At 56.1% G+C, this 24203-nt stretch carries 21 protein-coding genes; 14 read left to right on the forward strand and 7 right to left on the reverse strand.

Annotated features, from left to right (window positions below):
• The 5 genes from rbfA to KOE80_RS06140 all read left to right on the forward strand — a co-directional run bounded on the left by rbfA (position 1) and on the right by KOE80_RS06140 (position 5048).
• Positions 1 to 414, forward strand: a complete 414-nt coding sequence (gene rbfA / locus KOE80_RS06120) for a 30S ribosome-binding factor RbfA (RefSeq protein ID WP_009457603.1) — start codon at positions 1 to 3, stop codon at positions 412 to 414.
• A gap of 33 nt (positions 415 to 447) precedes the next feature.
• The gene (gene truB, locus KOE80_RS06125) at positions 448 to 1200 is read left to right on the forward strand and encodes a tRNA pseudouridine(55) synthase TruB (RefSeq protein WP_022983561.1); all 753 of its coding nucleotides are present in this window, start codon (positions 448 to 450) and stop codon (positions 1198 to 1200) included.
• Between the two features lie 3 nt (positions 1201 to 1203).
• On the forward strand, positions 1204 to 3021 hold the full coding sequence (gene typA / locus KOE80_RS06130) for a translational GTPase TypA (protein WP_009457601.1): 1818 nt from the start codon (positions 1204 to 1206) through the stop codon (positions 3019 to 3021).
• Positions 3022 to 3384: 363 nt separating this feature from the next.
• Positions 3385 to 4575, forward strand: a complete 1191-nt coding sequence (locus tag KOE80_RS06135; RefSeq protein WP_226348630.1) for an FAD/NAD(P)-binding oxidoreductase — start codon at positions 3385 to 3387, stop codon at positions 4573 to 4575.
• Between the two features lie 14 nt (positions 4576 to 4589).
• Entirely contained in the window at positions 4590 to 5048 is a 459-nt protein-coding gene (locus tag KOE80_RS06140) for a DUF1641 domain-containing protein (protein ID WP_226348631.1), read from the forward strand.
• A gap of 180 nt (positions 5049 to 5228) precedes the next feature.
• On the opposite strand, the gene hisM is transcribed toward KOE80_RS06140, so the two are convergent.
• The 4 genes from hisM to KOE80_RS06160 form a co-directional block, all read right to left on the reverse strand.
• Complete coding sequence (hisM, locus tag KOE80_RS06145; RefSeq protein WP_022983563.1) at positions 5229 to 5930, reverse strand: histidine ABC transporter permease HisM; 702 nt, start codon at positions 5928 to 5930, stop codon at positions 5229 to 5231.
• Entirely contained in the window at positions 5930 to 6619 is a 690-nt protein-coding gene (locus KOE80_RS06150; RefSeq protein ID WP_009457595.1) for an ABC transporter permease, read from the reverse strand. Before KOE80_RS06150 ends, hisM begins: the two co-directional genes overlap by 1 nt.
• 16 nt (positions 6620 to 6635) lie before the next feature.
• Positions 6636 to 7430: an ABC transporter substrate-binding protein gene (locus tag KOE80_RS06155; protein ID WP_009457593.1), complete on the reverse strand. Its 795-nt coding sequence runs from the start codon at positions 7428 to 7430 to the stop codon at positions 6636 to 6638.
• 102 nt (positions 7431 to 7532) lie between these two features.
• A complete protein-coding gene (locus KOE80_RS06160) occupies positions 7533 to 8201 on the reverse strand; it encodes a TIGR00730 family Rossman fold protein (protein ID WP_009457591.1) in 669 nt (222 codons plus the stop codon).
• Here KOE80_RS06160 and polA point away from each other — a divergent pair.
• Positions 8200 to 10917, forward strand: coding sequence for a DNA polymerase I (gene polA, locus KOE80_RS06165; RefSeq protein ID WP_226348632.1), 2718 nt, complete (start codon positions 8200 to 8202; stop codon positions 10915 to 10917). The two genes, KOE80_RS06160 and polA, sit on opposite strands and share 2 nt — an antisense overlap.
• 94 nt (positions 10918 to 11011) lie before the next feature.
• Here polA and KOE80_RS06170 read toward each other — a convergent pair whose 3' ends face one another.
• Positions 11012 to 12676, reverse strand: coding sequence for a Na/Pi cotransporter family protein (locus KOE80_RS06170; RefSeq protein WP_226348633.1), 1665 nt, complete (start codon positions 12674 to 12676; stop codon positions 11012 to 11014).
• A gap of 60 nt (positions 12677 to 12736) precedes the next feature.
• Complete coding sequence (locus KOE80_RS06175) at positions 12737 to 13186, reverse strand: MarR family winged helix-turn-helix transcriptional regulator (protein WP_137431253.1); 450 nt, start codon at positions 13184 to 13186, stop codon at positions 12737 to 12739.
• 177 nt (positions 13187 to 13363) lie between these two features.
• Between KOE80_RS06175 and aceE the strand changes: the two genes are divergently transcribed.
• From aceE to KOE80_RS06195, 4 genes are all read left to right on the forward strand, one after another.
• Positions 13364 to 16039, forward strand: a complete 2676-nt coding sequence (gene aceE / locus KOE80_RS06180) for a pyruvate dehydrogenase (acetyl-transferring), homodimeric type (RefSeq protein ID WP_226348634.1) — start codon at positions 13364 to 13366, stop codon at positions 16037 to 16039.
• A 186-nt stretch (positions 16040 to 16225) separates the two neighbouring features.
• Positions 16226 to 17050 carry an alpha/beta hydrolase gene (locus KOE80_RS06185; RefSeq protein WP_226348635.1) on the forward strand — a complete coding sequence of 275 codons (825 nt, stop codon included), beginning with the start codon at positions 16226 to 16228 and terminating at the stop codon, positions 17048 to 17050.
• A gap of 64 nt (positions 17051 to 17114) precedes the next feature.
• The gene (locus KOE80_RS06190) at positions 17115 to 17573 is read left to right on the forward strand and encodes a GNAT family N-acetyltransferase (protein ID WP_226348636.1); all 459 of its coding nucleotides are present in this window, start codon (positions 17115 to 17117) and stop codon (positions 17571 to 17573) included.
• A 25-nt stretch (positions 17574 to 17598) separates the two neighbouring features.
• Positions 17599 to 18219, forward strand: a complete 621-nt coding sequence (locus KOE80_RS06195; RefSeq protein WP_035270757.1) for a GyrI-like domain-containing protein — start codon at positions 17599 to 17601, stop codon at positions 18217 to 18219.
• Positions 18220 to 18307: 88 nt separating this feature from the next.
• Here KOE80_RS06195 and htpX read toward each other — a convergent pair whose 3' ends face one another.
• Positions 18308 to 19189, reverse strand: a complete 882-nt coding sequence (htpX, locus tag KOE80_RS06200) for a protease HtpX (protein WP_009457574.1) — start codon at positions 19187 to 19189, stop codon at positions 18308 to 18310.
• On the opposite strand from htpX, the gene KOE80_RS06205 reads away from it, so the two are divergent.
• From KOE80_RS06205 to KOE80_RS06220, 4 genes are all read left to right on the forward strand, one after another.
• Positions 19188 to 19346, forward strand: a complete 159-nt coding sequence (locus tag KOE80_RS06205; protein WP_155624324.1) for a hypothetical protein — start codon at positions 19188 to 19190, stop codon at positions 19344 to 19346. The genes htpX and KOE80_RS06205 overlap by 2 nt on opposite strands.
• A gap of 1127 nt (positions 19347 to 20473) precedes the next feature.
• The gene (gene ltrA / locus KOE80_RS06210) at positions 20474 to 22165 is read left to right on the forward strand and encodes a group II intron reverse transcriptase/maturase (protein WP_226348637.1); all 1692 of its coding nucleotides are present in this window, start codon (positions 20474 to 20476) and stop codon (positions 22163 to 22165) included.
• Between the two features lie 178 nt (positions 22166 to 22343).
• Entirely contained in the window at positions 22344 to 23252 is a 909-nt protein-coding gene (locus tag KOE80_RS06215) for a DMT family transporter (RefSeq protein WP_080655545.1), read from the forward strand.
• Entirely contained in the window at positions 23245 to 24096 is an 852-nt protein-coding gene (locus tag KOE80_RS06220; RefSeq protein WP_060185750.1) for a sulfurtransferase, read from the forward strand. Before KOE80_RS06215 ends, KOE80_RS06220 begins: the two co-directional genes overlap by 8 nt.
• Positions 24097 to 24203 lie beyond the last annotated feature (107 nt).

Genomic DNA, 24203 nt, shown 5'->3' on the forward strand with positions numbered 1-24203 from the left:
ATGGCACGACACAAGTCCAAACCAAACCCAGGGCGCAACCTGCGCCTGGCCGACCAGATCCAGAAGGATCTGGCGGTCCTGATCCAGCGCGAGATCGACATGACCCGCGCTGGTCTGATTACCTTGACCGGCGTGGAGCTGTCTCCAGACTACGCACACGCCAAAGTGTATTACTCGGTGCTGGGCGCCGAGCCCGAAGTCGCTCAGGCGGCTTTGACCGAGAAGGCCGGTTGGTTGCATTCGCTGCTGTTCAAGCTGCTGCACATCCACACGGTTCCTACTCTGCATTTTCATCACGACCGACAGTTGGAACGCGGCATGGAGCTCTCCAAGCTCATCGACAGCGCCAACCAGGCCGATAGCGAATTGACTGGCTCTGCTTCCAAATCGGACGAGCCAGACGAACAGCCCTGACGCGGCTGTTGTTTCTTCACGGATTGACACACGATGGCTACGCGAAAACGCGGGCAGTTGATTGATGGTGTGCTGCTACTGGACAAGTCCGACGGAATGTCCAGCAACCACGCTTTGCAGCGTGCCCGCCGCACTCTGGATGCCCGCAAAGCTGGCCATACTGGAACCCTGGACCCGTTTGCAACGGGCCTGCTGGTTTGCTGTTTTGGCCGGGCTACCAAGATTTCCGCCACGATGCTGGAAGCAGACAAAGCCTATGAAGCTACCTTGCAGTTTGGGCAGGAAACCGATTCAGGTGACTTGACCGGCAATGTGGTGTCCCAGGCTCCGGCAGATTTTGCCGGTGTCACCCTCGAGGCGCTGGAAGCAGTTCTACCTGCTTTCCGAGGACCCATTACCCAGGTGCCGCCCATGTATTCCGCGCTCAAGCGCGATGGCAAGCCCCTGTATGAATATGCCCGTCAGGGTATAGAGCTGGAACGTGAGGCACGACATCTCGTGATTCACGATTTGCAGGTGCAAGACTTTACGCCGCAATCGGCGCGTTTGTTTGTACGTTGCAGCAAGGGAACCTATATCCGGACCCTGGCGCAAGACATTGGACGTGCTCTGGGGTGTTTTGCCCATCTGACGGCCTTGCGCCGGACAGAATTAGGACCTTTTCATATCGACGACGCCTACACCCTGGACGGGTTGCAGGCGATGGAAGACCCGATGTCGGCCTTGCTGGCCATCGAGAGCTTGCCTACCGAGATTTTGCCCAAAAAACTTCAATCAGAAGGATGAGTTATGAGACGCGCATTGCGCAATGTGGCCATTATTGCCCACGTTGACCACGGGAAGACCACCCTGGTCGATCAATTGTTGAGACAGGCAGGTACGTTCCGTGACAACGAACATATCTCCGAACGTGTCATGGACTCGGGCGATATCGAGAAAGAACGCGGTATTACCATTCTGGCGAAGAACTGTGCCGTCGAATACGAAGGCACCCACATCAACATTATCGACACCCCCGGTCACGCTGACTTCGGTGGTGAGGTCGAACGCGTGCTGTCCATGGTTGACGGCGTGTTGTTGCTGGTGGATGCGGTTGAAGGCCCCATGCCTCAAACCCGTTTTGTGACTCGCAAAGCTCTGGAACTGGGTCTGCGTCCGATTGTGGTGGTCAACAAGGTTGACCGTCCAGGCGCCCGTCCTGACTTCGCGATCAACGCCACGTTCGACTTGTTCGACAAACTGGGCGCGACCGACGAACAGCTGGATTTCCCCATCATTTACGCATCGGGTCTGTCGGGCTACGCCGGTTTGACCGAAGACGTGCGTGAAGGCGATATGCGTCCTTTGTTCGACGCTATCCTGGAGCATGTGCCCCAGCGTGAGGACGACGTCAACGCACCGTTGCAGTTGCAGATCTGTTCGCTGGACTACAGCTCCTACGTGGGCAAGATCGGTGTAGGCCGTGTGAACCGTGGCCGCGTGCGCGCTGCCCAGGACGTGGTCGTGAAATTTGGTCCTGATGGCGAAGTCATCAAAGGCCGTATCAATCAGGTTCTGAAGTTCAAGGGCCTGGAGCGTGTATCGGTGGACGAAGCCGAAGCCGGCGACATCGTGCTGATCAACGGTATTGAAGAGCTGGGCATTGGTTGCACGGTGACCGATCCTGCTCACCAGGAAGCTCTGCCTTTGCTGCGCATTGACGAGCCTACGCTGACCATGAACTTCATGGTGAACACCTCGCCTCTGGCAGGCCGTGAAGGCAAGTTCGTGACCAGCCGTCAGTTGCGTGACCGTCTGGACCGCGAACTGAAATCCAACGTGGCTTTGCGTGTTAACGAAACCGACGACGACACCGTATTTGAAGTGTGCGGTCGCGGTGAGTTGCACTTGACCATTCTGATCGAAAACATGCGTCGTGAAGGCTATGAAATGGCCGTGTCGCGTCCACGCGTGCTGATTCGTGAAGAGAACGGCGTCAAGATGGAGCCCTACGAGCAACTGACCGTGGACGTCGAAGACGGCCACCAAGGCGGCGTGATGGAAGAGCTGGGTCGCCGTCGTGGTGACTTGCAGGATATGGTTGCCGATGGCCGTGGTCGTACACGTCTGGAGTACCGTATTCCCGCCCGTGGCCTGATCGGCTTCCAGGGCGAGTTCATGACGCTGACACGCGGTACCGGCTTGATGAGCCACACCTTTGACGAGTTCCGCCCCATGCGCGAAGGCACGGTTGGCGAGCGTCGTAACGGCGTGCTGATCAGCCAGGACGACGGTGATGCCGTGGCCTACGCCTTGTGGAAGCTGCAGGATCGTGGTCGCATGTTCGTGTCCCCGGGTGATGCCCTGTACGAAGGCATGATCATCGGTATTCACAGCCGCGACAACGACCTGGTGGTTAACCCCATCAAGGAAAAGAAACTGACCAACGTGCGTGCTTCCGGCAAGGACGAGCACATTGATCTGGTTCCACCTATTCGTCTGACTCTTGAATACGCCGTGGACTTCCTGGATGACGACGAGCTGGTTGAAGTGACTCCCAAGTCCATTCGCCTGCGCAAGCGTTACCTGAAAGAACACGAGCGCCGTCGCAGCCAACGCGAAAGTTAATTCTTCGGGTTTAGCGATACGAGAAAACGCCTGCTTGATGCAGGCGTTTTTTTTGTCTTACTATGGTTGGCGTCAGCCGGATTTAGAACGCGGTATTAAAAAGCTGGGGTGTATGCATAAGCACCCCAGCTTGATTTTTAAATTCAAGAAAGGGTGTGGGATAAATAAAATTGATTAAGTGGCTTATTGAATTTGATGAGTTGCTTTAATTTTTGCTTAATACCTGCCTGATACAAACTGGCTGGACACATTACCAAGCTCGCTTTGCGAAGTCTCAGTTATTGCTGTGTATCATCCTGTTTTTTATGGGATTTTGATAACTCAGGATGCTCTACGCAGTTTCCCCCATTAAGGAGAATACTGATGGTGCAGCATATTGTGATTGTAGGTGGTGGGATTGGCGGTACGATGACCGCCAATCATCTGGTGACCAAGCTATACCCGGAAATTCGCTCCGGTAAAGTCCGTATTACCATGCTGTCCAATTCCCCCTGGCATTATTACAAGCCCGCTTTTATGTACGTGGCGTTTGATGCTTTTTTTCGGGACGAGTTGCGACGTCCGCAAATTTCACTTTTGCGCCCCGAAATTGATTTTCAGCTAGAGGAAGTCAGTGGTTTTGACTTCAAGGCCAGCCGTCTGCATTGCGCCAGCGGCAAGAAGATCGACTATGACTACCTGGTTCTGTCTACCGGCTGCGTCCCCTCCCCGGAAAAAATCGAAGGTCTGAAAGAGGGCGGCGATCACTTCTATCAGCACGCCCCTGCGCGCCAGTTGGCTGATCGCCTGAGCAAGCTGGAAAAAGGCCGCGTGCTTATTACGGTGACCTTTCCTAAAACCCATAATGTGCCCCACCAATGCGGGATTGCTCCGGTGGAAACAACCTTGATGCTGGACGAGTACCTGCGTCGACGTGGTGTGCGTGACAAGGTGGAGATTGCCTACACCTATCCGACCACCTCCCAATTGCTGCGCAATTGCTTGTTCCTGCAAAATGAGGTTTGCCAAGTGCTGCCACCGATTTTTGAGGACCGGGACATCAAGCACCAGCGTGGTTTCACTTTGAGCCGGGTGGACCCTGAGCGCAAGATAGCCTATTCCGAAGAAGGCGCAGAAGAGCCATTCGACCTTCTGATGGCGACTCCTCCCATTACGGCCGTGCCTGCGGTGCGCGACTCCGGAATTTCGCAGGCTGCCGATAACGAAGGCTGGGTGCCTACGGATCACCAAACCATGAAAGTGCTGGGCCTGGACAATGTATATGTGCTGGGTGACACGGTGGACCTGCCTATCAGTAAAGCCGGTGGTTCTTGCCACAACCAGTCTCCTGTTGTCGTCAACAACCTGGCCTCAGAGCTGCGATTTGGACGTACCAGCGACGAATACGATGGCCGTGTGGTGGCGGTAGCCCAAATGGGTCTGGAGGGCGGTATGCCGCTCTGGTACGACTACAAGGAGGATGTGCACCCCACGCCGCCCACCAAATTGGGTGGACTGCTGCGCAAGGGCTTTAATCGGGGTATTTACTGGGCCGTGGCCCGTGGCTTGGTTTAAGTCAGGAGAGACAGATGAATTCGGTATCGGATAAATCCTTGAACCCCGAAGACGCGGGTGCGACTCAGAAAAAACCGACAGCCCTGGAAAGTTTGCTGGGAGAAGACCCTGGCATCAAGGGCCTGGATGAACTGATCGGCAAGATCGAACCTTTGTTGGCCGGCGGTCGCCTTAATCGGGTGGTGGATGCGGTGTCCTTACTGGCCGATCTGGTCGATATGAGCGACGACTATATGCTTGAAAAGCTTATGAAGGGCTTTGAGGAGGGCATAGGGGCCGCCTGGTCGGTTGGAAACGCGGCACGTATGGCTGCGGACCAGGTGCGGGCTACGGAGACCACACCGACCCTGATGGGGCTCGTACGCCTGGCCAAGGAGCCGGAAGTGCGTCGCGGCCTGACTTTCTTTCTGATGATGGCCGGCGTGATGGGGCGCCAGATGCGTTATCAGAACCTGGATCATACGGGGGACTGACACGGCAGCTGTATCGCTAAAGAAAAAAGGGCGGCTTGTGAAAGCGGCCCTTTTTTCTTGTTCGGCACCTCAGCACCTCAGCACCTCAGCACCTCAGCACCTCAGCACCTCAGCACCTCAGCACCTCAGCACCTCAGCACCTCAGCACCTCAGCACCTCAGCACCTCAGCTCTTCAGCGTTCAGTGATTCAAAAATGCCATTTGGCGCTTTTCCACGATACGGAAGATACCCACCAGAATAAAGGACACGCACAGGTAAATCAGTGCAGCAATCCCGTAGGAGGTAAAGGTTTGGTAGGTGGCCGCATTGGCATCGCGCGCGATCTTGAGCAGGTCAGGAACGGTAGCGGTAAAAGCCAGCGAGGTAGCATGCAGCATCAGCACCACTTCATTGCTGTAAGCAGGCAGCACACGACGCAGGGCTTGCGGCAGGATCACGCGGCGGTACAAGGTCCAGCCGGACATGCCATAGGCACGGGCCGACTCGACTTCACCGGGAGGCATAGAGCGGATAGCTCCGGCAAAAATCTCGGTGGTGTAGCCAACAGTGTTCAAGGTCAGCGCCAGAATCATGCAATTGAAGCCGCTCATGAAGAAGGCTTCCAGTGCAGGTACGGATTTGACGATGGCCAGCTTGTACATGGCGGTGTAGATCAGCAGGATCTGCACGTACAAGGGGGTGCCACGGAAAAAGTAGGTGAAGGCACCGATAGGGCGCGATAGCCAGGCCTTGCCCGAGACACGGCCAATGGCCATGAAAATCGACAGGAAAAAGCCGATGGCAACCGAGATCACCAGCAGCCAAAGTGTCATGGCCAGACCCGAGAGCTGACCATTGCTTTGGTACAGATAGGCGCGCCAGAATTCGTTCAGAACATCCATTAGAACTGTGCTCCTTTCACGCCAATGTTGTAGCGTCGTTCCAGGTAGCCCAGTCCAATATTGCTGACGGCGGTCAGGCCCAGATAGATCAGGGCAGTGATGCCCACAAAGAGGAAGGAGTTGAAGGTCGCGTTACCGGCATTTTGCGCAATCTTGACCACATCGCTCAGGCCGATCAGGGACACCAGCGCGGTGGATTTGAGCAGGATTTGCCAGTTATTGCCCAGTCCGGGCAGGGCGTAGCGCATCATCTGAGGAATCTGGATGCGATGCAGAACTTGCCAGGCGCTCCAGCCACAGGCTTTGCCCGCTTCCATTTGGCCCTTGGGGATAGCCATCAGGGCGCCACGGAAGGTTTCGGCAAAGTAAGCACCATAAATAAAGCCCAGCGTGACCACACCGGCTCCGAAGGGATCGATCTCGATCATGTCCCATTCCAGCCAGTCAGTCAGTTCGTTCAGCCAGATTTGCAAGCTGAAAAAGAACAACATCAAAAGCACCAGATCCGGGACGCCCCGGATCAAGGTGGTATACAAACCGCCCACCCATCGCAGCAGCGAGGTGCGGGACAGTTTCATCAGGGCAGCGACCAGACCCAGCACCAGGGAAACCAGCAGCGAGAGCACTGCCAGTTTGATGGTTTCCCAGGTGCCGACCAGCAACTGCGGCCCATAACCGTAAAGCAACATGGTTCAGGTATCCAGGTCAGGGCGCGATGCGAATGTTTTCTTTTTGGAAGTATTTGTCGGCAAAGGTCTGCATGGTGCCATCGGCCTTCATTTCACGCAGAACTTCATCAACGGTTTTCTTGAGTTTCTTGTTGCCCTTGCGAATACCCATGGCGATAGGCTCGTTCAGGATGGGGCTGTCGTCCACGGTGCTGCCGGTCAGCTCAAAGTCGGCACCGGCAGGCTTGGTCAAAAAGCCTTCAACGGCATTCTGGGCTTCCTGGAAGGTGGCGTCCACGCGGCCACCGGCCAGGTCATTGAAGGCGTCGGTGTAGCTGGGGTAAGCCACGATGGTGACACCGTTGTTGGCCCAGTTCTGGCGCGCATAGGTTTCCATGGTGGTGCCTTGCTGCACACCGACACGCTTGCCTTTCAGGGATTCGGCGGTGGGCTCCAGACCGCTGCCTTTGCGGGCGGCCAGGCGAACCGGCACGATATACATGGGCTCGCTAAAGTCGATCACCTTGGCGCGTGCCTCGGTGGCGGTCATGGTGGAGTTGGCCAGATCGAATTTGCGGGCTTGCAGGCCGGGGATCAAGCTGTCAAAGGACTGATCGATCCACACGCACTTGGCTTGCAGGCGCTTACAGATTTCGTTGCCGATGTCGATGTCAAAGCCTTGCAGCTCGCCACTGGGATCCAGAAACTCGAAGGGGGGATAACCCGCTTCAGTGGCAAAACGGATTTCGGACGGCCCGGCTGCATGAGCAGCAGCGGGCACCAAGGCACTGCAAAAAGCCACCATCAGGAGGCGGGCAAGCATTTTGTTCATGTGGAGGACTCCGGCAAATATCGACTAGCTTGTGGCATTCAATACAAATTCGGCCCTGCTGATGGAGGGCCGAAGAAAGACTGCAAATTTAACCCGTACGCCTTACTGGGGCAATGCGGGTTCCGCCCTAGGCAGTACGCAGCACTGGTTGATGTAGCCCATGACTTCGTCCAGATCGTCGGTCAGGACCAGCAAATTCAGGTCTTTCGGACCAATCAGGCCCATCTCCATCAATTGGTCACCAATCCATTCGATCAGGCCGGACCAAAAGGAAGTGCCGATCAGTACAATGGGTGCGGGTGGGACTTTGCCTGTTTGAACCAGGGTCATGACTTCAAACAGCTCGTCCAGGGTACCGAAACCGCCAGGCAGGGCAATGTAGGCCCAGCTGTGCATGAAAAAGGTGGCCTTGCGCGAGTAGAAGTACTCGAACTGCAGACTTTGTGTCTGGTAAGGGTTGTTGGTGGTTTCGTGAGGCAAGCGTATATTCAGGCCAATACTTTGCCCGCCTGCTTCGTACGCGCCTTTATTGGCGGCTTCCATCAGGCCAGGGCCACCGCCAGCAATCAGGGTGACGCCCGCTTCGGCCAGACGACGGCCCAGTTCCTGGGCCAGTTCGTAGTAAGGATGACCGGGTTTGATGCGTGCGCTGCCGAAAACACTAACGCCAGCACCCATTTCTTTTAATGTATCGACCGCAGTTTGCAGCTCCTTCATGATGGTAGGAATCTGCTCAGAGGCCGGTAAACGGACGATTTTATTGTTAGACATGAAAAAAACCTTGTTGCTCGTTGATGGTTCCAGCTATCTGTACCGAGCGTACCATGCGATGCCCGATCTGCGAAACGCGCAAGGCCAGCCCACAGGCGCCTTGTACGGGGTCATCAATATGCTGCGCCGTCTGCTACAGGATTATCAAGCGGACTATATGGTATGCGTATTTGATGCCAAAGGCCGCACATTCCGGGACGATCTGTACGATCAATACAAGGCTAACCGGCCCTCCATGTCCGAAGATATGGCGGTGCAAATAGAGCCTATTCATAAAGCGGTACGCGCCATGGGCTGGCATCTGATTTGTCAGCCTGGCGTAGAGGCCGACGATATCATCGGCACGCTTTCCCGTCTGGCGGCAGAAAATGGCATCGAGACCGTGGTGTCTACCGGGGACAAGGACCTGGCCCAGCTGGTCAATGAGCATGTGCAGCTGGTCAATACCATGAGTAACGAGAAGCTGGATGTAGAAGGCGTTACCAGCAAGTATGGGGTACGCCCAGATCAGATTATCGATTATTTGATGCTGATTGGCGACACTTCGGACAATATTCCCGGCGTTCCCAAGGTGGGGCCCAAGACGGCCGCCAAGTGGTTGGGCGAATATGGCAGTCTGGATGAACTGTTGCAGCATGCCGACAAAATCAAGGGGGTGGCCGGCCAGAATCTGCGCGACTTCAGCTCCAACTTTGAAATGACGCGCAAACTGGTCACCGTCAAACTTGATTGCGAAGTGCCTGGGTTTACGGGGGATTTCGAGGCGCTGGAGCCAGAGCCCCGCGACAACGCCGTGTTGCAGGATATCTACGAGACCTTCGGTTTCCGTACCTGGTTGCGTGAATTGACGGATGATCCCAAGCGCGTTCCCGCTCAGGATGCCCGTGTCGAAGCTGAAACACCTGCTGCGCCTGCCGAGCTGGATTACCAGACCGTCACGACGAAAGAACAACTACAGACCCTGCTAGGCCTGCTGGAAAAGGCCGAGCTGGTGGCCTTGGATACTGAAACCACCTCCCTGGACCCCTTGATGGCGCGTCTGGTGGGCTTGTCGGTGTCGGTCAAGGCGGGGCAGGCTTTTTATGTGCCGGTGGCTCATCGTGGCTCGCTGGATGTAGAACAGCTGGATAAAGACTATGTGCTGGAAACGCTGCGCCCCTGGTTGGAAAGCGCAGAGGCGGCCAAGGTCCTGCATAACGCCAAATACGATACCCATGTCCTGCTGAATGAAAAAGTCAGCCTGCGCGGTATTCGCGAGGACACCATGTTGCAGGCTTATGTTCTGCAATCGCACAAGCGTGTCGGCATGGAAGAGCTGGCCTTGCAATGGCTGGGTCTGAAAGGCGCGTCTTACGAGGATATTTGCGGCAAAGGGGCCAAGCAGATCGGCTTTGACGAGGTGGATATTCCCGTGGCCTCGCAATACGCTTGTGAAGACGCGGATTACACCTTGCGTCTGCATCAGTGCCTGCGCCCTCAAGTGGCCAAGGAAGAGGGGCTGGAGCGTATCTATTTGCTGGAAGTGCAGGCGTCGGACGTGCTGACCATTGTGGAGCGCAATGGCGTCAAGATTGATGTGCCTACTCTGGCGCGCCAAAGCCACGAGCTGGGCCAGAAAATGCTGGAACTGGAAAACAAGGCTTACGAGCTGGCCGACCAACCTTTCAATATGAACTCCCCCAAGCAAGTGGGCGAGATTCTGTTCGGCAAGCTGGGTATTCCGGTGGTTCGTAAAACCGCCAGCGGTGCCCCTTCTACTGATGAGGATGTGCTGACCCGTTTGGCTCAGGATTACCCCTTGCCCCAGGTACTGCTGGAATATCGTGGCCTGGCCAAGCTCAAGTCCACCTATACGGACAAACTGCCCAAAATGGTGAACCCGGACAGTGGCCGTGTACATACCCGTTATGCACAGGCTGCCGTCATTACCGGACGTCTGGCTTCCTCCGATCCCAACTTGCAGAACATTCCAGTGCGTACCGCAGAAGGCCGCCGTGTTCGCGCCGCTTTCGTGTCTGAACTGGGCAAAGTGGTGTCGGCTGACTATTCCCAGATCGAATTGCGCGTCATGGCCCATGTATCGGGCGACGAGAATCTGCAGCAGGTGTTTGAGCAGGGTGGGGACGTGCACACGGCAACCGCTGCCGAGATCTTCGGTGTGGATGCCAAGGACGTCAGCTCGGACCAGCGTCGTGCGGCCAAGGCGATCAACTTTGGTCTGATCTACGGCATGGGCGAATTTGGTCTGGCCAGCAATCTGGGCATTACTCGTGATGCAGCCCGTGCCTATATTGATCGCTACTTCGCCCGCTATCCTGGCGTGGCCAGCTACATGACGCGCATCAAAGCGCAGGCGCATGAGCAGGGTTATGTGGAAACCGTGTTTGGTCGCCGTCTGTGGCTACCTGAACTGAAGGGCGCGAAAGGGCCACGCATGGCCGGTGCAGAGCGTGCCGCCATTAACGCGCCGATGCAGGGCACGTCGGCCGACCTGATCAAGATGGCCATGGTGGCTGTGCAGCGCTGGCTGGAAGAAAAAGGGCTGCGCACGCAGATGGTGATGCAGGTACATGACGAGCTGGTATTCGATGTACCCGAAGACGAGCTGGATGTCCTGCGTGAAAACCTGCCGGGCCTGATGTGCAATGTAGCCAAGCTGGATGTGCCGCTGGTGGCTGAAGTCGGCGTGGGTGATAACTGGGAACAGGCTCACTAAGGCTTCCTGGCAAGCTAAAGGAAAAGGCGACCTGATGGTCGCCTTTTTTTTAAGTAGCAGAGCGGCTTGTTTGCGCCGCCTGGCTGCAGTCTGTTTATTCCTCGTTGGAGCGTACTCGGTTGGGCAGCAACTCGTCGTGCTTGGCCAGAATTGGATAGGCGGCGGCGCTGACCAGATAGGAGTTGATGGTACGCACGTCGCGCAAAATCTCCAGGTACAAGGAGCCCTGCTCGGCGGAGTCCAGCTGTCCGGCCTTGATCTTGCGAATATGACGGTCTCCCGCCGCCACTTCCAGTTCGCGGAAGAAGTCTTTTTCAAAGGCCAGGAAGCGGGCGGTTTTTACATCTTCGGCCACAAACAGGGCCGCTGCCTGACGCTGGTTGCGAATCAGCCTGTCCATGACTTTGCCGATTTCGGCCTGTTCTTCCGATTGCAGTATCCAGCCTTGTTTACGCAGCTTGGCCGTGTGGCTGAGCAAGCCATTGACGCTGATCGTGGCGGCGTGCGAAATATTGGTGGAGAACGTCAGAATATCGTTCAGACGACGGGTATCTTTCTTGCTGAGGTTTTCCTGGTCCATACTGGCCAGATAAGTGGTGATCAGCGGCTCCAGACGGTTGACGGCATTGCTGATATAGCGCGCATGGTTAATGCTTTGGGCGCTATTGTTCAGCATGTTCTGGCGAGCCGTATCCAGGATTTCCTGCAGCATATCGGACAGACGCAGCGCCTCACGCGCTGCATTGCCCAAGGCCACGGCAGGCACTTCCTGAGCGGACTGGTCCAGATACAAGGGCAGGCCGGGATCATCCGGGTCGGTGCGGCGGGGCAGATAACGGCTCAGCAGACGCGAATAGGGTTTGAGTAAAGGCAGGAACAAGGCTGCCACGGCCAGGTTGAAGAAGGTATGGAAGTTGGCCACAGCACGAGCTGGGTCATTGGTGAACCAGCTCATCAAATCCGGAATCCAGGGCAGCAAAATCATGCCGACCAGACAACCAAACACACGTGTGCCCAAGTTGCCGATGGGCAGACGTTTGTTGGCTGGGTCCTTGGAGCCGCCAGCCCCTTCCAGAATCGGGTTGATAGCGGTACCCACATTGGCACCCAGCACCAATGCGTAGGTCAGTTGCGGGTCCATATGCTGGTGACTGGCCAGCGAGATGATCAGCACCACAATGGCCACACTGGAGTGTGCGGCCCAGGTCAGCAAAGCGGCCAGCAACATGCCCGTCATGGGACTGCCTGCCAGCGCTTCCAGAATGGTTTGCAGCAGGGGGGCATCCTGAATGGGGGAGAACAAGCCCACCAGTTCATGCAGGGACAGCAGCAAGAGGCCCAGACCAATAAAGACGCGACCCAGGTCACGACGGCGTCCAGGCTCCTGCGAGCGGAACAGCCAGACGCCCAGAAGAATCAGGGCTGGGGCCAGCGCGGTCATTTTGAAGGACAGCAGTTGCACGATCAGCGTCGTACCCACATTGGCGCCCAGCATGGCGGCCAGGGCCGGAACCAGGGCGACCATGCCGGTGGCGGCAAAGCTGGTAATCATCAGCCCGGTGGCGGTACTGCTTTGGATGGCGGCCGTAATGGCCGCTCCGGCAACAAAAGCACGGCGGGGACGCCCCAGGGCATGACCCATCCAGATGCCCAGTTCGGCACCGAAGGCACGTTGCACACCGCTTTGCACCATGTGGATACCCCACAGGAGCAAGGCGATATAACCCCCGAGATCGAGAAGTGCGAAGATTTCTTTCATTGCTAAATAATAGCCCAGCGCCTCTTACAAGCGTGAGCCTCAGGTATCAGTTAGACACATCTAGGTGTTGGAGGATTGCCGTGCTTGTCGGGCAGCCTGATCCAGCCCGTGTGCAAACTGCGTTTGTTCCTGATCGGAAAAGGCCGACAGAAACAGTTCCTGCACAGCGCTTTGGTAGATCTGCCACATCTGTTTGCGCAAGGCCCGGCCTTCATCCGTGATGCTGGCAAAGGCGGCCCGACCATCTTCCGAGGAGCGACTGCGCTGGACCAGCCCCTGGGCTTCCAGCCGGTCGATCAGTCGCGTCAGGTTATAGCGTTCTATGACCAGTCGATCGGCCAGTTCATGCATGCGACGGGTTCCCTCCGGCCCGCTTTCCAGTCCCCACAACACGTCGTACCAGGCATAGGGTGGCAACTTTTCGGCAGCCAGTCTGCGTTCGATTTCTTTCAGGGTGCTACGGTGCGCGCGCACAAAGGAAAACCACAGATCAGTGTCGGAGCGACTCATCGTTCTTTCCCCCAGGAATTTATTTTTTAGTTGCAAATGCAATTATACGCGGATAAGATGCGCTCATAAAGTAGTTGCAATTGCAATCGTATGGGTGAGGGTCTGTCCTGCCCTGCGTCTTGTTCAGGCCGTGAGGACGTCGCGTGGCGGATCCGGCCTATCCACCTGGAGATTGTTATGAATCACGCTTTGCAGATTGCGGATGTGGACCCGCAAGAGACGACCGAGTGGCTGGATGCCCTGGAATCGGTCACGGCGGCAGTAGGACGCCCCCGTGCCCACTATCTGATTGATCAATTGCTGGATTTCGATGCGCGTCATCACGGTGACCTGTACACACGCGTGACCACCTCGTATGTGAATACCATTCCGGTGCATCAGCAAACCCCGTATCCCGGTGACAAGGAACTGGAGCGCAAGCTCAATGCCTATGTGCGCTGGAACGCCATGGTCATGGTGCTGCGTGCCGGTCGGCACTCCAATGTGGGCGGACACATTGCTACTTATCAGTCCGCGGCCGTTCTGTACGACGTGGGCTTTGACCATTTTTTTCGGGGCCGCACAGAAAGCTTTGATGGTGACCTGGTCTATATACAGGGTCACTCTGCCCCCGGTATTTATGGCCGTGCTTATGTGGAAGGGCGTCTGGATGATGAACAGATGGACAACTTCCGTCGTGAGGCGGGCCGTCGTGGCTTGTCGTCTTACCCGCATCCACGCCTGATGCCCGAGTTCTGGCAATTTCCCACGGTGTCCATGGGCCTGGGGCCTTTGATGGCTGCCTATCAGGCACGCTATATGCGCTATCTGGATTTCCGTGGTTTGAAGCCTATGGATGGTCGCAAGGTCTGGGCGTTCCTGGGGGATGGGGAAATGGATCAGGCCGAGTCCCTGTCCGCCATTGCCGTGGGTGGGCGTGAGAAGCTGGATAACCTGATCTTCGTGGTCAACTGCAATTTGCAACGTCTGGACGGCCCTGTGCGTGGCAATAGCAAAGTCATTCAGGAACTGGAAGCGAACTTCCGTGCGGCAGGCTGGAATGTCATCAAGGTAATTTGGGGCGCAGGCTGGGATGAGCTTCTTGCCAAGGATAAAACCGGTCTGTTGCGCAAGCGCATGATGGAATGCGTGGACGGGGATTATCAGACCTTCAAATCCCAAAGTGGCGCTTATGTACGTGAGCATTTCTTTGGCAAATATCCCGAGCTGCTGGAACTGGTAGCGGATTTGTCGGACGACGACATCTGGGCCCTGGCCCGTGGTGGTCACGATCCCGACAAGGTCTACGCCGCGTATGCCCAAGCCGCACGTAACAGCCATGGCGGGCCGACCGCAATTCTGGTGAAAACCGTGAAGGGTTTTGGTATGGGCGAGGCTGGTGAAGGCCAGAACATCAATCACCAGCTCAAGAAAATGAGCGCAGATGCCGTGCGTGCCTTCCGGGATCGTTTCCAGCTACCCGTTACGGATGAACAACTGGAAGAGCTGCCTTATCTGCGCCCCGAGCCAGGCAGCCCGGAAGCGGTGTACTTGCAGCAGCGTCGTGCTGCCTTGGGTGGCTTTGTGCCATCGCGAAGAACCTCTGTTCCGGCCTTGACGGTGCCCACGCTGGACAGCTTTGCGGCCCAGTTGAAAGGCACAGGGGAGCGTGGTTTGTCCACGACCATGGCCTTTGTGCGTATTTTGAGCGCCTTGTTGAAAGACCCGGTACTGGGCAAATTGATTGTGCCCATCGTGCCGGATGAGTCCCGCACCTTTGGTATGGAAGGTCTGTTCCGCCAGATTGGTATTCACTCGTACTTGGGGCAGTTGTACACGCCACAGGATGCTGGCCAGTTGAGCTATTACAAAGAAGCCAAGGACGGGCAGATCTTGCAGGAAGGCCTGAATGAGTCCGGGGCAATCTCCTCCTGGATTGCAGCAGGCACGGCCTACAGCAATCATGGTGTGCCCACGATTCCGCTCTTTATCTTCTACTCCATGTTCGGTTTTCAGCGAGTAGGGGACTTTATCTGGGCTGCGGCGGATGCACGGACACGAGGCTTCTTGTTTGGTGCAACGTCGGGTCGCACCACCTTGATGGGCGAAGGTTTGCAGCACGATGATGGTCATAGCCATGTGCTCTCCAGCGTGGTGCCTAGCTGCTGCTCTTATGACCCCACCTTCTCCTATGAGCTGGCCGTGATCATGCAGGATGGTATTCGTCGCATGTATCAGGATCAGGAGGACGTGTTCTATTACATTACCGTGCTCAATGAAAACTACCCGCATCCCGAGATGCCGGACGGGGTGGAGCAGGGCATTATCAAAGGGCTGTATCTCTTGCAGGCGGGACCGCAGCAAAAAGCCAAGGCCCCGCGTGTGCAGTTGATGGGCAGTGGCTCTATCTTGATGGAGGTGCTGGCTGCCGCACAATTGCTGCAAGAGGACTTTGGTGTGGCCAGCGATGTGTGGAGTGCGCCCAGCCTGAACCAACTGCGTCGTGATGGCCTGGATACGGAGCGCTGGAACACCTTGCACCCGGAAAGCGAGCCGCGTATCCCTTATGTGCAGTCTTGCCTGGAAGGGCATGCAGGCCCGATTGTGGTTGCCACGGATTATATGAAGATTGTGGGCGAGCAGATCCGGCCCTTTTTGCCGGAGCGTCGTTTGCTGGTTTTGGGTACGGACGGCTTTGGGCGTTCCGACACACGGGCCTCGCTGCGCGAGTTCTTTGAAGTGGACCGGCACTTTATCGTGGTCTCGGCCTTGAAGGCCTTGGCCGACGAAGGTTCGGTGCCACGCTCGTTGGTTAGCGATGCTTTGCAGCGCTATCAAATCAATCCAGAAAAGACCAATCCCATGAAGCCTTGAGTCTTGCCAGTCCGGTCGTCTTTTTGGGCAAATGGCGACCGGCGGCGGGACACCAGCCAGCAAAGGGTGTGATGGCTTGATGTCTCCCCCGGTCAGGTCAGCTCTTTGCTGGCTGGTCCCTTTTCATGGCGGCGAGTCCGCCATTTTTCTCCATCAAATCTTCATCATTCTGTGCCACAGTGCGGCATGGATTATTCAATTTCTCTGGCCCGCCTGGCGGGCCTTGCTATCTCTGGGGTCGTGGGCAGCCAGGCTTATGCTCAAACGCAGCTACATGAATTGGCGCGTGCAGATGGCAGCACCATTCATTATTACGTCCAGCCTGCCATCGCCCCTCAAGAAGGTGTGCATGAGTTGCTTCTGATTGTGCAAGGCTCGGATTGCAATAGCGTGGCGCACAAGAAAGTTGTTTGGGAAACCCTGGCCAAGGCTCGTCCACAAGCCCAGGTGCTGGCGGTGGAAAAATATGCGCTGACGGCCGCGCTGCCTGATAGCGACGATCCCGAGCGTAGCGACTGCCCGACAGACTATATTCAGCGCGACCAGCCCCAACAGCGTGTGGCTGATCTGGATGCGGTTTTAAAACAGCTGCAAAGTCAGACCCGCTATGACAAGCTTTTTGCCTTGGGTGGCAGCGAGGGAGCGGTGATTGTTCATTTGCTGGCGGCCCAGACTTCGCATCTGGATGCGGCCATCAGTTTTAATGGCGGCGGGCGCTGGTTCCAGGATGATGTGCTCTATAGCGCCTCAATCCAAGAGATGCCGGCTGCCGACAAGCAAACCATGCTTGATGGCTTGGGCGAATTTTTGAGGCAGGCCAGGGCCGGCCTGGATACTCGGATGAGCGGACATGGACGCGATTGGTGGCAGCAGATGCTGAATCTGGATCAGGCCGAGGTGCTGCGACGGATTGCTATCCCCACTCTGGTGATTCAGTCCGGGCGCGATACCTCGGTCTCGCCGCAAGCCACTGCCCAGTGGTTGAGCCAACTCAACACTGACACCCCTTAAGTCTTTTGTATGGTCGATGACGTGATGATTTGCCGTCATTGCCCTTTTTATATTGGAGTAGTGAATGAGCAAGATAGTCTTGCGCGCTGCAGTGCCTGATGACGCCCGCGAATGCCTGCGTATCCGGGGACTGACTCGTGAAAATGCTTTTTCTGAAGAGGATCTGGCCGCCTTGGGAATTACCGCCGAAAGCTGGGCCGCAGGTATTGAGGATGGTAGTTGCCCCGGCTATGTGGCCCTGGTCGATGGGCAGATGGCTGGCTATTGCTTCGGTGATAGCGAGAGCGGCGAGATCATGGTGTTGGCGCTATTGCCCGACTATGAAAGCCTGGGTCTGGGCCGTCGTTTGCTGACACAGATGATGCAGGACTTGCAGGGGCGTGGTTTTACGCGCCTGTTCCTGGCTTGTAATAGTGATCCTCAGGTGCGCTCCTATGGTTTCTATCGTCGTTTAGGCTGGATCGAAAGCGGCCAGCGTGATGAGTTCGGTGACGATATTTTGGAATATCACTTTGCTGATTAGGTTTGGAGTTAGGTGAGACCTTTTTATGGCTTACGAAAACATGATCGATTTAAGCCAGGATATCCCAGCCCTGAAGATGTTGTATGCGCCTTTGCAGCACCATTTTCGGGTGCTGGATGTGCCCACTTTGCCGTTTGCCATTCTGGATGGCAAAGGTGCTCCCGAGCCTGTTGCGGTGGGAGCGGCTATCAAGACCTTGCAGCTTGCTATTGAGCCTATCCGTCGAGAGGCACGCCAACGCATGGGGCGTGACTTTATGGAAGCGCCGGTCGAAGTTCTGTACTGGGCTGCGGATCCGAAAGATGTGGAAGCAGGGCGGCGGGAAAACTGGCAGTGGCGTGTACAAGTGACCTTGCCTGTATGGACCGATAAGGCGGGTCTGGAAGGCGCGGTGGCCCAGATGCGTGCTCAGTTGGGGAACGCTCCAGCTCCCAGGTGGGAAGCCGTGACGGAGGGCAAGTGCGTGCAGGTGATGCATGTGGGCTCCCCAGCCGATCTGTCAGCTTTGTTGTCGCAGCTCTATACGAAGTTCCTGCCGCAGGAAGGGCTGGAGCCTTTGGGCGTGTATCACGAGATCTATCTGAGTGATTGGAGCAAAGCGTCGTCGAGTCGGCACAAGATGATTGTCCGGCAGCCCATACGCTAACTTTGCGCCAAGGCATAAAAAATGCCCCAAAAGCACACAGGCTTTTGGGGCATTTTATTTGGCTGTGCCGTTCAGGCTGCCTGGGATCTTAGACGGATTGAGCGCTTTGCAAAGCCTGAATACGTGCAGCGATAGGGGGGTGGGAGGCGAAGATCGCGCTGATCGAACGACCACCCGAAATACCGGAGGCTTCAAAGTTCTTGGGCAGTTCGCCAGGAGCCATGCCGCCCAGACGGGCCAGCGCGTGAATCATGGGCTGACGCGAACCCAGCAACTGAGCGGAACCGGCATCGGCACGGTATTCACGCTGACGCGAGAACCAGGCCACGATGATGGAGGCCAGCACGCCAAAAATCAGCTCAAACACGAAGACCGAGGCGTAGTAACCCATGCCCACATCGCGATCGTTGCGCAGTAGCACGCGGTCAACAAAGTAGCCGGCCAGACGGGCCAGAAAGATCACAAAGGTGTTCACCACGCCTTGGATCAGGGTCAGGGTGACCATGTCGCCATTGGCAATGTGGGCAACTTCGTGGCCGAGCACCGCCATGACTTCTTCTTCGGTCATGCCGCGCAGCAAGCCGGTGGACACGGCGACCAGAGCATCATTCTTGAAAGCGCCGGTGGCAAAGGCATTGGGCTCGCCTTCGTAAATGGCCACTTCGGGGCGGCCAATACCGGCACGGTCGGCCAGTTGGTGCACGGTATCGACCAGCCAGGCCTCTTCGGCATTGGCGGGGGCATTAGGGTCAATGACACGGGCGTTCACGCTTTGCTTGGCCATCCATTTGCTCATCAGCAAGGAGATAATGGCGCCGGTAAAACCGACCAAAGCCGAGAAAATCAGCAATTGAGTCAGGTCCAGACCTTGCGCGTTCAGGTAACGTCCCACACCCAAAATATTCATGGAGGCGCTGAGCACCAGCATGACGGCCAGGTTGGTGATTAAGAAAAGGACAATTCGTTTCATGAATGCGGATTCCGGTGTAACAGAAAAAATCGTGATCGTGAGAACACGATCTGCGCGAATTTTAGCCTTGATTCCAGGCGTGAAAATAAAATATTCAGCTTTTAGTCAGCTTCCGGGCAAGATAGTTTCTTGCGCCGAGGTTCTTGCTGTTGCGTAAGTGGTCTGGATATGGGGTTACCGGTCCACTTTTACAAGGTGGGGAGTATAGTAATGGCTTTCGTGCGACACGTAGATGTCGCTTCTGCGTCGGTTCAACCCTTGAGAACCGAACGACCTACTCCCCCAAGGAGCAGGTTCAGGGTAGTACTTCACTGCTATCAGTCAGCGCACCCCGGTGCCTGACACAAGTCAATGACCCAGCCTTGGCTGGCGTCTTAAACGACAGAAACACTTCTACGGAAGAGACTCTGCCTTACGGCGACGTTTATCAAACGCTCGTCCGTACTCTTACGCCCCTAGACTGCCCAACAGGGCAACTAGACACTCCAAACCAGAGTAATCCATACGGCATCCTTGCTATACCGAATGGACCTCTTTGTGTGCGTAAAACTATTTGACTTGGATAACGTGAAACCGCAGAGCGCAAGCTCTGATCTGCCTTGTTATGCCTTCTGAAAGGAAGTGCCATAACCGTGTGTACGACCACATGTAGCCTACGGTGACGTGCTCGACCAGTAATGGACGGGTGCGAAGCTCACCAGACAACGTACCCCCGCGTAAGCGGCACTTTTTGACCTGTGAGGGTCAGGGTGGACACTGCCAGCAGAAAGGCGGTTAAGGGGCTAGGCTAGTTCCGTATGGGCAATGTAATGTGAATCATCGTTGGAACCTGGGTAATTACTGAATGGCTGAATCTGCTATCAGGCCATAACCAAAATGGTGTGCTGTTGGCTGTGTGAGTGGAAGCTTCACACACGTCGTCACTAAAACAGTCCCAGGAGAGATGAGTCCTAAACGGAGAGTCCAACTGCGATGCAAATCGTAGTTGGTCGGTAGATCAGGGAACGTGGTAAGCCCCACTATCCGCCAAGGTGTGTAAACACCTCTGGCAGGCAAACCGCAAGGCAAGCTGTTGGATGAGGGGGTATGGGAGAGTGGAAAAAGCGAATGGCCGCCTGTAATGGGTGGCATAGGGCTCTGCTCCGGTGCGAAAGCACGCCCACTTCCACTAGGTGCAACCGTCGCAAGACGACTGCAAACGTTCAAACCACCCCGAGGGGATGTACACCATCCCTTCGGGGACGTTGTGCGTCCTTTTAACGGGATAACCGGAAAGAGGAAAGCATGAGAAAGACCACTCCCCGTGGTTCTGCGTCCTCACATGAGCCGCAAGACTGGCACGCCATTGATTGGCATCGAGTCGAGCAATTCGTGCGAACAACGCAGCAACGTATCGCGAAGGCGACGCGGGATAATGATTGGCGCAGGGTCAAGGCCCTGCAACGATCTTTAACCCACTCGTTTTCCGCCAGAGCCTTGGCGGTAAGACGAGTTACTGAAAACCAAGGCAAGCGATCGGCCGGTGTCGATCGCCAGCTTTGGGAGACTCCTGCCCTGAAACGGGCGGCGATAGGCAGGTTAAGGCAGCAAAGAGGTTACAAGCCTCTTCCCTTGCGGCGGGTTTACATCCCCAAAGCGAACGGTAAGGAACGCCCCTTGGGCATTCCCACGCTGTTTGACCGGGCGATGCAGGCTTTGCATTTGCTGGGGCTTGAACCCGTGGCAGAAACCACGAGCGACCCGAACAGCTACGGCTTTCGGAAACAACGCTCAACGGCGGACGCAATGGGACAGATATTTGTCTGCACATCCAGAAAAATTGCGGCTCAATGGGTGTTGGAGGCGGATATACAAGGCTGTTTTGACCACATTAACCACCAATGGCTGGTTGACCACGTTCCCATGAACAAGGTCGTCCTGCGTAAGTGGTTGAAAGCCGGGGTAGTCCACAAGGGCCGCCTCTCGCCTACTGAAGAAGGAACGCCGCAAGGCGGAATCATCTCGCCCACGTTGGCGAATGTATGTTTGAACGGGCTGGAGTCAGACCTGAAAGCGTACCTCAGTACGTGCTACGGAAAGACGAAAGCCGCGAAGCTGAAAGTCAATGTGATCCGGTACGCCGACGATTTTGTGATCACTGGCAACTCGAAAGAGCTGTTAGAAACTGAAATCAAGCCGTGGGTAGAAGCCTTCCTTGCACAACGAGGACTGCGACTATCGCCGGAAAAGACGAAAGTCGTACACATGGACGAAGGCTTTGATTTTCTGGGATGGAACTTTCGCAAATACAAAGGAAAGTTGCTCATCAAGCCAAGCAAGAAGAACGTGCAAGCGTTCTATCGCAAGGTCAGAGAGATCGTAAAAACGCACTTAATGGTGAAACAGGAGGATCTCATTGCCAAGCTCAACTCCGTTTTACGGGGCTGGGCGCAGTACCACCAACCGGTGGTGGCGAAAGAAACCTTCAGTCGGATGGATAATCTGATCTACTGGCGCCTCGTGCGTTGGTCGAGACGACGGCATCCGAATAAGTCCCGACCGTGGTGCCATCGCCGTTATTGGCAAAGCATCGCCGGTCGGAACGAGTTTGCTGCAACGATATGGACAGAAGAAGGCTCCTTCCCGATCACCCTGTTGAAGCTCGCTGATACAGAGATCGTGAGACACGAGAAAATCAAGGGGGAGTACAACCCATTTGATCCATCGTGGGAGGTCTATGGTGAACAGTTAAGGACGAAGCGGCTGCTTAAACGCATCGCCTATCGAACCGAGACTGCAAAACTATATGTATCCCAAGCAGGGCGCTGCGCCTTGTGCGGGGAACCTCTGGACTACGAGAGCGGATGGCATGACCACCACCTGGTTTATCGGATGGATGGTGGGTCAGACGCCCTATCGAACCGGGTGCTTTTGCACTCTGTCTGTCACATACGGGTGCACGCCCTTGGTTTGCAGGTAGCGAAACCGGCCCGATAAGGGCTTCGAGTCCAGACGGCAAAGGTGATCAGAGATATAATCTGAAAATCCTTTCTCTACTGGACGTGTTGTGCTTGAGCCGGATGCGGTGAAAGTCGCAAGTCCGGTTCTTAGGGGGGGATGGTTCAGTAATGAACCGTTCCTACCCTACCCTTATTACTGAATCTGGTTTGATCACATGCAGTCATTATGGATGCTGGTAGCCTGCGCCATGTTTGCCATTATGGGGGCCTGTGTCAAAGTGTCCGCCGATGCCGGGGCGTCGATGGCGCAAATTGTTTTGTTCCGGGGTGTGCCCTCGGTTCTTCTTCTGGTGTTCTGGGCTAAAAGCCGTGGTTTGAGGCTGGCTCCTCAAAGCTGGAAACTGCATGTCCGGCGTAATGTCTCCGGGGTCAGTTCCATGTGGCTGGGCTTTCTGGCTCTGGCTAATCTGCCCTTGTCCACCGCGGTCAGCCTGAACTACACCGCTCCCTTGTTTATTGCTTTCTGGATGCTTGCCTGGGGTGGCACCCAGCGTGACCCTGTGCGTCTGATTGCCGTGTTGCTGGGCTTTATGGGCGTGATCGGTGTCCTGCGCCCCAGCATTACGCCAGACCAATGGTGGGCTGCCATGCTGGGCCTGTGTGCTGGCGCCTTGAGCGCGGTGGCCATGATGCAGGTACGTGCCCTAGGGCGCTCTGGGGAGCCAGAATGGCGCACCGTGCTGCTGTTCTCCTGTTTTGTCGTCTGTTCCAGCCTGGTTGGACTTTTGTGGGAAGGCTGGCGCGAGTTGAGCTGGCGCGCGTGGCTGGCCTTGCTGGGCGTGGGCCTGTCCGGCTTGTTCGGGCAATTGACCATGACGCGTGCTTTTGGCTTGGGCTCGGCCTTGTTGACCGCAGCCTTGCAATACACCACCATTATTTTCGCCGCCCTGATTGGCATTGCTTTCTGGGGTGATGTGCCTGACTGGTTAGCCTGGGCAGGTATGGCATTGATTATTGGGTCTGGTCTGTTGTCGGCCTGGCGTACCTACAGCGAGGATCGTATCTTGCGAGGTCAGGCCGCGACAGCGGAGCAGGCTCCCGTCAAGGAGGCAGAACGTGTTTGAATTTCTGATTAGTGCAGAGCAGGTCCAGGCCAATCTGAATAATTCGGAGTGGCTGATTCTGGATGTACGCCATGATTTGGCCGACCATCAGGCAGGACGACGCGCTTACGAACAGGGGCATATTCCGGGCGCCGTGTTTCTGGATCACGAGCTGGATCTGGCGGCACCCAAGACGGGTCTGAATGGCCGTCATCCTTTGCCCAGCCGTCAGGAGCTGGCGCAGCTTTTGCAGAAAAACGGCTTGCGTGATGGTATGCAGGTCGTGGTCTACGACGCCCAAGGTTCTTTATTCGCCAGCCATATGTGGTGGATGCTGCGCTGGTTGGGGCATCCTCAAGTCGCCATTCTGGATGGGGGCTGGCAGGCCTGGCAGCAGTTGGGCGGAGCCGAAGAAAGCGGCCCGGCCAAGCCTGTACCAGCAGCTGCTAAATTGAGTGTGCCTGAGCAGGCTGCCATGCCTACTGTGCAGACCGAGCAGGTACTGAAAAACCTGTCCAAACCTATCTTTACCGTATTGGACGCACGTGCTGCCGAGCGATATCGCGGTGACGTGGAACCGATGGACCCGGTCGCAGGTCATATCCCCGATGCGCTTAACCGGTCGCATCTGAATAATCTGGGTGAACAGGGGCGTTTCAAACCGGCCGATCAGCTGCGCCAGGAGTTTCAGGACTTGCTGGGAGCGATTTCGGCAGAGATGGTTGTGCACCAGTGTGGTTCCGGTATTACAGCTTGTCACAATCTTTTTGCCATGGAGTTGGCCGGTTTGTCTGGCTCCAGCATTTATCCCGGCTCCTGGAGTGAATGGGTCAGTGACGCCAGCCGACCTGTTGCGCGCAGCTAGTTCAACGCCCTGAGTTTCTGGTGCTGAGAAAGCCGCTCCGGAGCGGCTTTTTTGCTGTGGAGCGGTCCCAAAGTAGAAAGTACTCCTTGGGAAGGGCAGCAAGCCGC

Source organism: Alcaligenes sp. 13f (genome assembly GCF_020496585.1).
GTDB classification, from domain to species: domain Bacteria; phylum Pseudomonadota; class Gammaproteobacteria; order Burkholderiales; family Burkholderiaceae_B; genus Alcaligenes; species Alcaligenes phenolicus.